Source organism: Streptosporangium sp. CA-115845 (assembly GCF_050943795.1).
Taxonomy (GTDB): Bacteria; Actinomycetota; Actinomycetes; order Streptosporangiales; family Streptosporangiaceae; genus Streptosporangium.
On the sequence record NZ_CP191988.1, the window covers coordinates 4,825,350 to 4,837,175 of the forward strand.

The 11,826-nt window shown below is 70.2% G+C and carries 9 protein-coding genes and 2 pseudogenes; 4 read left to right on the forward strand and 7 right to left on the reverse strand.

All coding sequences use genetic code 11. From position 1 onward, the window contains the following. Window positions 1-181: 181 nt before the first annotated feature. Window positions 182-2,542: a molybdopterin-containing oxidoreductase family protein gene (locus ACQP0P_RS24215; RefSeq protein ID WP_433381292.1), complete on the reverse strand. Its 2,361-nt coding sequence runs from the start codon at window positions 2,540-2,542 to the stop codon at window positions 182-184. A 648-nt stretch (window positions 2,543-3,190) separates the two neighbouring features. Between ACQP0P_RS24215 and ACQP0P_RS24220 the strand changes: the two genes are divergently transcribed. The 4 genes and pseudogenes from ACQP0P_RS24220 (at window position 3,191) to ACQP0P_RS24235 (ending at window position 5,627) form a co-directional block, all read left to right on the forward strand. Then, window positions 3,191-3,802, forward strand: coding sequence for an ArsR/SmtB family transcription factor (locus ACQP0P_RS24220; RefSeq protein ID WP_433381295.1), 612 nt, complete (start codon window positions 3,191-3,193; stop codon window positions 3,800-3,802). 10 nt (window positions 3,803-3,812) lie between these two features. Beyond that, window positions 3,813-4,817: pseudogene (locus ACQP0P_RS24225) on the forward strand (methyltransferase domain-containing protein); the annotation flags it as partial. 45 nt (window positions 4,818-4,862) lie between these two features. Further along, window positions 4,863-5,221: pseudogene (locus ACQP0P_RS24230) on the forward strand (arsenic resistance protein); the annotation flags it as partial. Next, on the forward strand, window positions 5,214-5,627 hold the full coding sequence (locus ACQP0P_RS24235; RefSeq protein ID WP_433381298.1) for an arsenate reductase ArsC: 414 nt from the start codon (window positions 5,214-5,216) through the stop codon (window positions 5,625-5,627). The pseudogene ACQP0P_RS24230 and the gene ACQP0P_RS24235, both read left to right, overlap by 8 nt. 90 nt (window positions 5,628-5,717) lie before the next feature. On the opposite strand, the gene ACQP0P_RS24240 is transcribed toward ACQP0P_RS24235, so the two are convergent. The 6 genes from ACQP0P_RS24240 to ACQP0P_RS24265 form a co-directional block, all read right to left on the reverse strand. Beyond that, entirely contained in the window at window positions 5,718-7,004 is a 1,287-nt protein-coding gene (locus ACQP0P_RS24240) for a M28 family peptidase (protein WP_433381300.1), read from the reverse strand. Window positions 7,005-7,346: 342 nt separating this feature from the next. Next, entirely contained in the window at window positions 7,347-7,661 is a 315-nt protein-coding gene (locus ACQP0P_RS24245; protein ID WP_433381303.1) for an FAD-dependent oxidoreductase, read from the reverse strand. Further along, window positions 7,658-8,005 carry an ArsR/SmtB family transcription factor gene (locus ACQP0P_RS24250; RefSeq protein ID WP_355567469.1) on the reverse strand — a complete coding sequence of 116 codons (348 nt, stop codon included), beginning with the start codon at window positions 8,003-8,005 and terminating at the stop codon, window positions 7,658-7,660. Before ACQP0P_RS24250 ends, ACQP0P_RS24245 begins: the two co-directional genes overlap by 4 nt. Before the next feature lie 32 nt (window positions 8,006-8,037). After that, window positions 8,038-9,288 (reverse strand): MFS transporter, encoded by a 1,251-nt coding sequence (locus ACQP0P_RS24255; protein WP_433381307.1) that lies wholly within the window; start codon window positions 9,286-9,288, stop codon window positions 8,038-8,040. A gap of 100 nt (window positions 9,289-9,388) precedes the next feature. Next, a complete protein-coding gene (locus ACQP0P_RS24260) occupies window positions 9,389-10,789 on the reverse strand; it encodes an FAD-dependent oxidoreductase (RefSeq protein ID WP_433381310.1) in 1,401 nt (466 codons plus the stop codon). 316 nt (window positions 10,790-11,105) lie between these two features. Then, the gene (locus ACQP0P_RS24265; protein ID WP_433381313.1) at window positions 11,106-11,822 is read right to left on the reverse strand and encodes an EamA family transporter; all 717 of its coding nucleotides are present in this window, start codon (window positions 11,820-11,822) and stop codon (window positions 11,106-11,108) included. Between the last annotated feature and the right edge of the window lie 4 nt (window positions 11,823-11,826).

The window sequence follows — 11,826 nt, forward strand, 5'->3', positions numbered from 1 at the left end:
CCTACCCACCCTGACATGTCCTGACTTCGACGCGCTCCCCGACGAGTTCGTAAAAGGAGCGGGCTGGGACACCCTGGCCTTCCCTCCGGGCGCCGGCTGAGACCTGCTGCCCCTTCAGATCTAGCGTCCGAGACGCGGGAGGCCGGCAGGCGAAGCCCGTCGGCCTCCCGCGGTCACCGGGTCACTTCTTGCGGACGCGACAGGCGAAGCACTTGTAGGCCTGCTGGCCGGAGAGGTTGTCGTAGAGCCGATCGTCGATCAGGGTGTTGGCCGCCTCGTAGCGGGGATCGTCGTAGCCGTCGCCAACTCGCTGGGCCGGGCCGAAGGTGTTGGGAAGATAGATGGTGTCGGCGCGGATGCCCTCGTCCAGCAGGGCTGTGCCGCTCACCGCGCCGCGCGGGCTTTCGACCACGACCGAATCGCCGTCGGCGATGCCGAGCCCGCGGGCGGTGGCCGGATGGATCTGCACCAGGCGGATGCCGTTGAGCCGCTTGCCGGTGGCAGTCCAGTGGGTGACAGAGGCGAAGTGCACCACGCTGGGGCGGCCGGTCATTCCCATGAGCGGGTACTTGCGATGGACCGCGTCGGAGCCGGCGACGCCCAGGCGCACCGGCTGGGTGAGCGCCCCGGGGTTGAGCGGGTTGGTGACGTAACGGTCCTCGTAGGCGATGGTCGGGTGCGCACCCGTCACCTCCGGGTGGGTGTAGAAGGCGGGCAGGGCATGATGCCCGCTCGGGGCCAGTCGGCTTTCCAGCTCTGGTGTGTGGATCTCGACCTTGCCGCTCGCCGTCAGGAATCGCTTGCCGCGGTTGGCCGGGTCGAGCGACTCGGCGGCCCTGTACCAGCTGGGGTGGTCGAGATAGAGAGTGCTCACTCCCGGGTGGTCGGTGCTCGGGCAGGGCCAACGCAGCGGTTCGGTGCGCGCACGCAGCCGCTGGCGGGTCATGCCCCCCATCCCGGGGGTGTGGGCGACGAACGTGTCCCACAGCGTGGCGTACTTTCTCCACTCCGCGGGGAAGGCATCCGTCCAGTACGAGGAGGAATGGCGGCGGTCGTTGCGGCCGAGCGCGTGGGCGAGGTCTATCCAGATCTCGGTATCGGACCGTGACTCGCCGACCCGTTCCACCGCGGCGTCCTGCCAGCGAATGGCCCGGTCGTCGCGGCGCATGTAGACGCCCTCGAACTCCAGGCCGCTGCAGACCGGAAGGATGATGTCGGCGTAGTAGGAGGCCTCCTCCATGAACAGGCCCGTGTAGACGTAGAAGTCCAGCTTGGCGAATGCCTCGCGCACCTTGCCGGTGTTGGCCGAACTGATGAGCGGATTGCCCTCCGTCATGATCGCTTTGAGGCGGTAAGGGCGACCGGTGAGGATCGACTCCGCGAAGGAGTCGGGTCCGACGGGCAGCGCCGGCCCCCGGCTGGGCGGCGTGACCTTCAACGGAGGGAGGTTCAGCCCGCCGGGCCAGGTGTTGTGCATGAAGTTGCAGCCGCCGCCGGGCACGCCGACGTTGCCGGTCACCGCGGCGAGCATCGCCAGGGTGCGGTATGTGTCGAATGCTCCCAACTGGTGGGATATGCCGGCGTTGCAGAAGATCGCGGCGGGCCGGATGGTCGCGTAGTCGACCGCCAGCCGCCGGATCGTCGCGGCGGGGACACCGGTGATGCCGGCCGCCCACTCGGGGGTGTAGCCCCGCGCCATGAGATGCTCGCGCAGCTCGTCGAAGCCGAGCACCCACCGCTCGACGAAGGCCCTGTCGTGGCGGCCGGTGGTGACGATGTGGTGCAGCATGCCCAGAGCGAGGGCGAAGTCGGTGTGCGGCTTGGGAGCCACCCACTGGTCCGCCAGTTCGGTGGTGGGGGTGCTGCGCGGGTCCACGACCACCAGACGCGCCCCGGTGCGCTTGCGTTCGCGTAGCAGGTGGGCGAAGGTCACCGGATGCGTCTCGCCCTGGTTGGTACCCAGGAAGAGGAAGAACTTCGCCGCCCCGAGGTCCTCCTTGCCGGTCGCGCCGTCGACGCCGTAGCCGTTGGTGAAGTTCCCCAGCCCGAACGTGGTGGCCAGCGCGTTGCCGCCGGCGTCGTTGCACACCGGGCCGACGTCGGTGTCGTTGGGGCTGCCCAGCAGGGCGAAGACCCGCGAGACGAGTGAGCCGGTGCCCCGGGGGAGTCGGCCGGTGGTCCGGTTGGCGATGGCGCGGGCCTCTCCGGCGTCACGCAGGGCAAGCCACCGGCGCGCGATGACGTCCAGGGCGTCGTCCCAGGAAATCGGCGCGAAACGGCTGTCGGGATCGCCTTTCCGGCCGGAAACGCGGCGAAGCGGCGTGGTGAGGCGCAGAGGGTTGTAGACCAGTTCGGTCATCATGGGAGCCTTGACACACAGGTTTCCATCCTGCACCGGATCCGCCTGCTCACCGCGAATCTCCAGCACCCGGCCCAGTTTTAGGGCGACTTGAATCCGGCAGTTGCTGTTGCAGAACTGGCAGGCGCCGTTGACCACACGGTCAGGACGTAGCGCCGCCGATCCCACTGCGAAGTCCGGCATGGTGGATTCGAGGCGAGCCGGAAGTGGCGCGGCCGCGGCGAACGCGGCCTGACCTGCGAAGGGGACGATGCCCGGGACTCCTCCCGCAGCGGTTCCGGCGCCGGCGAGCATCGCGCCCCGCAGTATCCCGCGCCGCGTGACACCTCGATGATCTGCGGGAAGTGTGTTGTCCTGCTCCACTGAGGAAGTTCTCCCGTCGCAATGAATTCTCGCGGAGTGGGCGGGCGCCGTGGCTTTTCGCGCAGGCGATCGCGGACGTGGATAAATCACCACGTTTATGGATCGTGAAAATCTTGTGAATTCCCCGTGAATCGATCGGCATTCGGTGCGTGAATGAGGTCGTTGTGCCGCCGCCCCCATTCAAGGGATTGCTGTGTCGTACGGCACCACTCTTGTGACCGGCCCCATTCCGGGAAAGTGGTCCGGCCAGGCAGCAAGTTGCCCGGCATCTTGGTGCCACCACTGCCTGTCCGGCCGAAACCTTTTGGTGCCGAACGTCTGTCACGCTCCAGCGGCCGGCACTATCCGGTGCGCGCTCCTTCGGTGCCCGGGTACTTTCCAAACCGTCGCGCCCGTCCGCACATCGACAACGGAGGTTCGGCAGCGATCACGTTTGCACCGCTTCACCTGCGACCGCAGGAGCGGGCAATGCTGGATCCCCTCGTCCTCGTGGTCGGCTCGCCCGCCCCTTCCGTCGTCGTCGCCGCATGGAGCGCGGCCTCCAACAGCATGGACGGCACCGCGAACGGTCAACTCCACATTCCCGTCGGCAGGGAGCCGCCTGCTCTCATGAGCCTTCTGAGGGAGCCCGCGGGGTGGCGGAAGCCCACCAAGGGTGACCTGTTCGACGCGCATCCTCGTCGCCGGGATCTCGGCGTCGGCCTCGTTGCCAGTCAGGCATTCATCGATTATCGTCGATTTTCGATGAATGAGAAGCTGGAGCCGCTGGAGCGCGAGGCGGCCGAGGAGTACGCGAGTTGGTTCAGGGCGCTGGCCGACGGCACCCGCATCCAGATCGTGTCGCTGCTGGCCCGGCGGCGCGAGCCGATGACCGTGAGCGAGATCGTCGCCACCTGCGGGGTGGGCCAGTCGACGGTGTCGCACCACCTGAAGATCCTGTCCGAGGTGCGGTTCGTGCTGGTGGAGCGGCACGGCACCTCCAGCCTGTACCGGATCAACGAAGAGTGCGTGCGGTGCTTTCCCACCGCCGCCGACGTGGTGATGGGCAACCCCGTCCCGGCCACCTCCACCTGCGACTGAGGAGCACGCCATGGCACATGAGGAGGTCGTCGAGCGCTACTCCGGTCTGGCCCGCGCGGCGCTGGCCGGTGAGAGCGTCGTGGACTGCGCTCCCGATGCGTTCGCCGACGGCTGCTTCGGCGCGGCCGGCTACGACGACACCGCGGGACTGCCCGAGGGCGCGCTGCGGACCAGCCTCGGCTGCGGCAACCCGGTCGCCGTCGCCGAGCTGCGCACAGGCGAGACCGTGCTCGATCTGGGTTCCGGGGGCGGCATCGACGTGTTGTTGTCGGCGCGCCGCATCGGCCCGTACGGAAAGGTCTACGGCCTGGACGCCAGTGCCGACATGGTCGCACTCGCCCGGCGTAACGCCGCGGAGGCGGGCGCGGCCAACACCGAGTTCGTGTGCGGCACGATCGAGGCGATCCCGCTGGCGGATCACCTGGTCGACGTCGTCATCTCCAACTGCGTGATCAACCTGTCCAGTGACAAGGCGGCTGTGCTGGCTGAGACCTTCCGGGTTCTGCGGCCCGGCGGCCGCCTGGGCATCAGTGACGTCGTCACCGACAGTGCAACCGGCGGAGCCGTCGAGGCGCAGCGACGCGCGGCCACCGAGCAGCGGGTGGGCTGTATTGCCGGATCCCTCACCATCGTCGAATACCGGGCTCTGCTGGCGGCGACCGGGTTCGTGGCCACCTCGATCACGCTGACGGCCGATCACGGCGACGGAGTGCACTCGGCCATCATCCAGGCCGTCAAGCCCGCGATCTCGCCGGGGCTGGAGATCCGGCCGATGCGTGAGACCGACGCCGAGCAGGTGCTGGCCATCTATCAGGCGGGGTTGGACACCGGCCAAGCCAGCTTCGAGACGCTCGCACCCAGCTGGGAGGGCTTCACCGGGGATAAGTTGACGCACCCGCGCTATGTCGCCGTCGACACCGACACAGGTGAGGTCGTCGGCTGGGTGGCCGCCTCACCGGTCTCGGCCAGGGCGGTGTACGCCGGAGTCGTCGAGCACAGCGTCTATGTCCGCCCCGACTGCCAGGCCCACGGCATCGGCCGGGCCCTGCTGGCCGCGTTCATCCTGTTCGCCCTGCAGGGCGACACGATCACTTCCCGACCCGGGGACGTGGCGCGCATCGCGGTACCGCTGCTGGCCTACTTCGCCCTCATGTGGGGTGGCTCTTCCTGACCGGCCGGGCGATCGGCCTGACCTACGAGCGCACCACGACGCTCGCCTTCACCGCGGCGGGCAACAACTTCGAGCTGGCCATCGCGGTCGCGGTCGGCGTCTTCGGGGTCACCTCCGGCCAGGCCCTGGCCGGGGTGGCCGGCCCGCTGATCGAGGTGCCCGTCCTGGTCGCCCTGGTCTACGTCAGCCTGGTCGGCCGCCGCCTGTTCTCCACCACCCCCGCACCAAAGGGATCGGTCCATGCCTGACACAGCCGATACGCCCCAGGTCCTGTTCGTCTGCGTGCACAACGCCGGCCGATCCCAGATGGCCGCCGGCTGGCTCACCCATTTGGCGGGCGATCGGATCGAGGTCCACTCGGCCGGGTCGGAGCCCGCAGAGACGATCAATCCGGTCGCGGTGCGGGCGATGGCCGAGGTCGGCATCGACATCGCCGCTGAGCAGCCCAAGGTGCTGACCGTCGAAGCCGTGCGGGTCTGCGATGTGGTCATCACCATGGGCTGCGGGGACACCTGTCCGTTCTTCCCCGGCAAGCGGTACGAGGACTGGAAGCTCGACGACCCCTCCGGCCGGGACATTGAGGCCGTCCGGAGCATCCGCGACGAGATCCGAGCCCGCGTCGAAAAACTGATCGCCGATCTCGACGCCCGGTGACCCGGCCTGGGCTGCCTGAGCCGGGCCCGTGGCCCGAACGCCTGGACCGCAGGTCCACGCCGACGGTCCAGGTCCGACAAGGCGCCCCGCTCAGGGGCGCTGCGTGCCGGCCAGCAGCCAGACGGTGGAGACGAGCAGGCGGGCGGCGGCCACCAGGGTGGCCGGCTCGACGCGGTCGGGGGTCTCAGCGGGGGTCTGGTAGCCGGGCATGCCCATGCCGATGCCGATCGCGGCCAGTCCCGCCGCGGCGTAGCGACGGTTGTCCGAGGCCATCGCTCCGGCCCGCAATGCCACGCCGGTGCGGCGCCCGGCCTGATCCAAGACGGCCAGCAGGGCATGGGCCGGGCCGCCCGCCTCGACCGCGGCGGCCTGGTGCAGCTGCGCGGCCCCGTCCAGGTTGATGACCTGGGTGCCCGGTGCCACAGCGGGGGCGTGGCGGGCCGAACCCCAGGCGCCGACCTCTTCGGCGTCCAGGAAGGACACCCTCAGATCCACCGGCACGGTCAAGGTGGTGGTGAGGACACGGGCGGCCTCCAGGATCGCGGCCACCCCGGAGGCGTTGTCGGCCGCGGCGGGCAGGCGACGGTCCGGGTCGTCGCCCACTCCGTCGAAGTGCGCCGTCAGCAGCACCCGCGGCCCACCCGCCGTCCCTTCCCCTGCCCCCTCGTCCAGCACGTCCGGCCCGATCGGTAGGTGGCCGTGAACGTTGACACCGCCGACGCCGACCGCGCGCAGCGGTGCCGACGCGGTCACGGTCACTTCCCCCGCGGCGAGGGCATCGGCCAGCTGCCGGTGCAGGTCGGTGCGTACTCCGATGACCGCCACCGCATGCCGGGCGGGCCCGGCGATCATTTTGGGCATCCACCCGTCGTCGTCGGTGTTTCGGGCCGTCAGCACGCCGAGGGCGCCGTCGGCTTCGGCGCGCCGGCAGGTCTGCGCCCATTCGCCGGCCGGAGCCAGCACCCAGCGCCCGCCGAGATCCGCCGTGCCCGCGTCCGCCAGCGGCGCCGAGCACGGATCGGGCAGTTCGGCCGAGGCCAGATGCTCGGCGAAATCGCGGCGATGCTCCAACCGCCGGGTTGCCCGGCCGGCGCTCCACTGCAACATCGGTGTGCGATACAGCTCTCGCACCTCGGCGACATCGAACGGGTCAAGCCGAACGTCGGCGCCCAGCATGTGTAACCGGTCGGCGAGCCAGGTGGCGGCGGCGTGGCCGCCGGGGGTGCCCACCCGGCGGCCCGCATAGTGGTCGGCGGCCAGCTCCGCGACGCAGTCGAGCATCCGCCGCGCGCTCACCTGTTCCAGGGCGGCCGCCAGGCCGGGGGCCTCGGCCGCCGCTGGCGGCACAGGCGGGGAGGCGGGGGTCGGGGAGCTCATCCGCAGCATCCGCCGGAGGTGTTACTGGCAGCGGCGGCCGGGGTGGTCGAGGTGGCCGGTGCTTGGCCGCGACCCTCGGTCTGGGAGGTCTGCTCGGCCCCGGTCGTACCTCCGCAACACGACACGGCTACGGAAACGGCGTCGTTGGATGCGGTGGGAGCGGGGCCTCCGCAGCATCCGCCGGCCGCGGGCGGGGTGAAGGCTTCCTGCAGGTTCCCGATGAATCCACCGGCGCTCTCGCTTGCCATGGCGTACCCCTTTCGGGCCGGTGGCGCACGTTCCTGCGCTGCACCGACACTCGGATTTGACGTATATCTAAGTAGGGTCAGCATTTCACTTTGATTAGAAGGATGTCAAGTTAGAGGGATATCTAATCAAAATGGTGAGACGCGCTCTCGGCCCAGGCGGCATTCTCCCCGCGCTTGGACGCCGCCGGCCCGGCAGTGAACTGTACTGGGCGGGAGAGAACAGCCGAAGCGAGGGCCAGGCGTGCCGCCAGGCGCCGCCCGGCCGGTTCTGGGCGTCGAGAATGACGAAATCGGCCTTCGCTCGACGCAGGTGGTAGCCCGCAGCCAGCCCGGCCTGCCCGCCGCCGACCACCAGCACGTCGACCCGCCGCGGCGAAGGCGATGGTGCCGTCGCCTCGGTCGGGCTCACGTGTTCGCGGGCTCGGCCAGCGGGGTGAACAGCGCGCTCAGCCGGGCCACCGCCGAGGGGACGATCCAGTAGTAGACCCAGGTGCCGCGCCGCTCACTGTCGATCAGCCCGGCCACCCGCAGGGTCTTGAGATGGTGGGAGATGGTGGGGGCGCTCAGGTCGAAGGCGCCGGTCAGGTCACACACGCACGCCTCACCGCCGGGATGGGAGCCGATCATCGACAGCAGACGCAACCGGACGGGGTCGGCGACCGCCTTGAGCGCCGCCGCGAGTTCGGCCGCGTCGGCTGGTGAGATGGGTTCGCGGGCGATCGGGGCACAGCACTGGGTGGTGGCGGCGGTCATACAACAACCCCTTAATTTGACATTTGTCTAAATCATACGCGGTGGTAGGCGACCAGCGCGAACGCGGCGATCGCGCAGGCCGCCGCAACGGCTGCCATCACCCACTGGTAGCCGACCGCTTGGGCCAGCGCGACCGCGCCCAGCGGCGCCAGGGCTTTGTCGGCGACGGAGAAGGCGGCGATGCGGCCTGACAGCGAGGCGTAGGCGCTCGTGCTGTAGCGCTGCAGGAGCAGGTGCGGCAGGGTGATGGAGGCGATGCCGAAGCCGAGCCCGAACCCCAGTACGCAGCCGATGGCGCCCGGCACCGTGCGCCCGGCCAGCGGAAGCAGTGCGGCGGCGACGCCCTGCAGGGCGAAGATCGCGGCGGCGATGAGGGCGGCGGGCAGGCGGCGTTGCAGGCCGGTGGTGAGCAGGCGGCCGGTCACCGACAGCACCCCCAGCAGTCCGGCCAGTGTGGCGGCCAGGACGGGTGAGTGGCCCAGATGGATGAGGTAGGTGATGAGCAGGATGGACATCACCGCTGCCGCGCCGCCGTTGGCGGTGAAGGCGATCACCAGCAGCCAGAACGGCCGCCGACGGGTGGCGGCCTTGACGACCTGAGCCCGCTCGTGGGTCGTGGCCGGCCGATGTCCGGCGCGGGTGGGGCGGCGCACGACGAGCGCGTGCAACGGGATCGCCGCCGCTCCGTAGATCACGGCCAGGACCACCAGGGCGGTGCGCCAGCCGTAGGAGTCGACCAGCAGGCCGGTCAGCGGCAGGAAGATGGTGGAGGCGAACCCGGCGACGACGGTGAGCGCGAGCAGGGCGTTGGCTCGGCCGTGGCCGTGGGTGGGGCCGTCGAACCAGCTGACGATGACGGCGAAGGCGCTTTCGTACAACACCATCGCGCACGCGATGCCGATCGCGGCGAAGACCGCGTACAGCTGGGGCAGGTTCTCGACCCGCGACCAGGCCAGGACGGCGAGCGTGCCGATGATCGACCCGGCGGTCATCAGGCCCCGGCCGCCGCGGGCGTCCAGCAGGCGGCCGACCAGCGGGGCGCACAGCGCGGCGATCAGGATCGAGCCGGTCAGCGCGGCCGCGATCTGGGCGCCGCCGGCGTGCAGATCGGCCGCCATGGGGGTGAGGAAGACGGAGAAGGCGTAGTAGAGCACGCCGTAGCCGATGGTCTGTGTCACGGCCAGGGCTGCGACGATGCGCCACCCCTGGGCCAAGCGCGGCCGGCCGCCGCTCCCGGGGGTGGGAGCGGCGGCTTTCGTGGCGGCTTCAGCGGTGGAGCTCACCCGCGGTCACCGGCGTCCTTCTGGGCGGCGGTGGGGTATCCCTCAGACATCTGACGCTCCCTGTGTCTGCGGCTTCGGTGCTGGTCGATGGCCGGCGCGTTCAGCCGCAGCAGCCACCACCGTCGCTGCCGCCGAGGGTGACCAGCGGGAGCGGGGTGGCGAGCAGGCCACCGCTGATGCCGGTGGCCAGGCCGACCCGCTGCTCTTGTGCCTCGGCCAGGCCGGCGGAGCACACACCTGTCTCGGGCAGGTCGAGCTGGACGTCATGGGCGGCTTCCCAGTCCCCGGCCAGCGCGGCGACGACGGAGCGGACCTGCTCGTATCCGGTGGCCATCAGGAAGGTGGGGGCGCGACCGTAGCTCTTGACGCCCACCGCGTAGTAACCGCTTTCGGGGTGGGACAGCTCGTCGACGCCGTGGGCCGGGACGGTGCCGCAGGAGTGCTGGTTGGGGTCGATCAGCGGAGCCAGCGCGCGGGTGGAGCCGAGGATGGGGTCGAGCTCCAGGCGCAGCTCGGAGGCGATGGAGTGGTCGGGCCGATATCCGGTGGCGGCCACGACGCGCTCGACGGTGATGGACTGCTCGGTGCCGGAAGAGTCACGGCTGAGTACCGTCACCTGGCCGTCGGCCTTGGTGAGGGAGTGGGTGAAGAAACCGGTCAGCAGCTGGATGCGTCCGTCCTCGACCAGGGCGTGCAGGCGGGTGCCGAGCGCGCCGCGCGCGGGCAGCGCGTCGGCCTCGCCGCCGCCGTAGGCGCGTGCCGCGCTGCCCGCCCGGATCGCCCAGGTGACGGGGGTGTCCTGCAACTGGGCCAGAGCCAGCAGAGTGGTGGCCGCCGAATGGCCGGCTCCGACCACGAGGGTGTGGCGGCCCTCGTACCTCTCGCGGTCGGCGCCCAGCACGTCGGGCAGCGCGTGGTCGATGAGCGCCGCCGCCTCGGCCTCACCGTAGGCGGGAAGGCCATTCGCCCCCAGCACGCTGGGCGTGGTCCAGGTGCCGGAGGCGTCGACGATCGCCCGGGCGTGGATCTCGCGGCCGTCGGTCAGGCGGATCAGGAACGGCACCTGCTCGCGGCCGGTGGAGCGGACCCGGTCATAGCCCAGGCGGCTGATCGCGGTCACCGCCGCACCGAAGCGCACGTTGGGGGCGATCGCCGGATGCTTGGCCAGCGGGGCGAGGTAGTCGTCGATCAGCTCGGTGCCGGTCGGCAGCCACTCGGGATCCGGTGCGGCCCAGCCTTCGGCTTGGAGCAGGCGCCGGGCGGCGGCGTCGACGTTGTAGCGCCATGGACTGAAGGTGCGCACGTGTCCCCATCGGGCGATCGAGGCCCCGGCCTGCTGTCCGGACTCCAGGAGGAGAAAGTCCAGGCCGCGCTCGGCCAGGTGGGCGGCGGCGGCCAGGCCCACCAGGCCCGCACCGATCACCACCACGGGCAGTTCGCCGCCCTCGGAGGTGAACGGCTCGGTCTCCACGGCCGCCGGGCCGCGCTGTCCATCACTCATGATCGTCTCTCCTGTGAGTCGCGCGCTGATCGTCAAGGGTGCCGGGGGCTCCGGTCCATCGAGCCCTACCCACCCCTCGACTGCTTAGAAGTCTGTCAAAGTAATACCTAGCCTGCCTCATTGATTTGAGGATTGTCAATATAGATGGATGCCTAAGTTGTGAGGTGCGGGTACCCGGCGACTCCTGCCATCTCGGGCTATCGCCTCAGTACGCCTCGCTCGCCGACGGTGCGGGGAGAATCCGGCGCGCACTCCGCCGGCGGGCAACACGCCTGCAGGCTTACCTGGAGGTCGCTCAGGTCGGCGAGTTGCTTGGTCAGGTGCTGCGCCTGGTCGGCCAGTTCGGCGTGCCGGTCTGCGCCCACAGCACCAGCCCGTACGACAGCATCGAGATCGCCCCTCCGCCGGCCGAGACCCGCCAGCGGTCGCGCGAGGCGGCCACGATCGCCCGGCCGCGTACAGCCGTCATCAGCGCGAAGACCAGGACCCCCTCGACGGCGAACATCCACACCGTGTAGCCGAGCGCCGTACCGGACTCCCGTACGCCTATGCCGTCCACCACGGTGTACGTCGCGATGGTCGCTCCGGTCAGCATGGCCGCCGTCACGGCCTGGCGGGACGGCATGCGCTGCCGTCCCGCCCCGGCGAGCACCAGCGCCGCCAGCCCGCCGCATGTCGTGGCCAGTCCGCACACCTGGAGGATCGTGAGCCGTTCTCCCAGGAACGTGGCCACGATGGCGACGAGCAGCGGCGCGATCCCCCTGGCGATCGGATAGACCTGGCCGAAGTCGCCCAGCTCGTAGCAGCGAATGAGCAGCAGCATGTACACCAGTTGCATCGCGATCGAGACAACGCCATACGGCCAGGACCCGGGCGCGGGTGGAGCCACGAAAGGCAGCAGCGGCAGGCAGATCAGCGACTGGGTGATCCCCATGACGCCGAAGGCCGCGTGCCGGTCGGGCACCGCCTTGGCGAGCGCGTTCCACGTGGCGTGCAGCAGACCGGCGAACAGGACCGCGACAGCGGAGAACACGGGC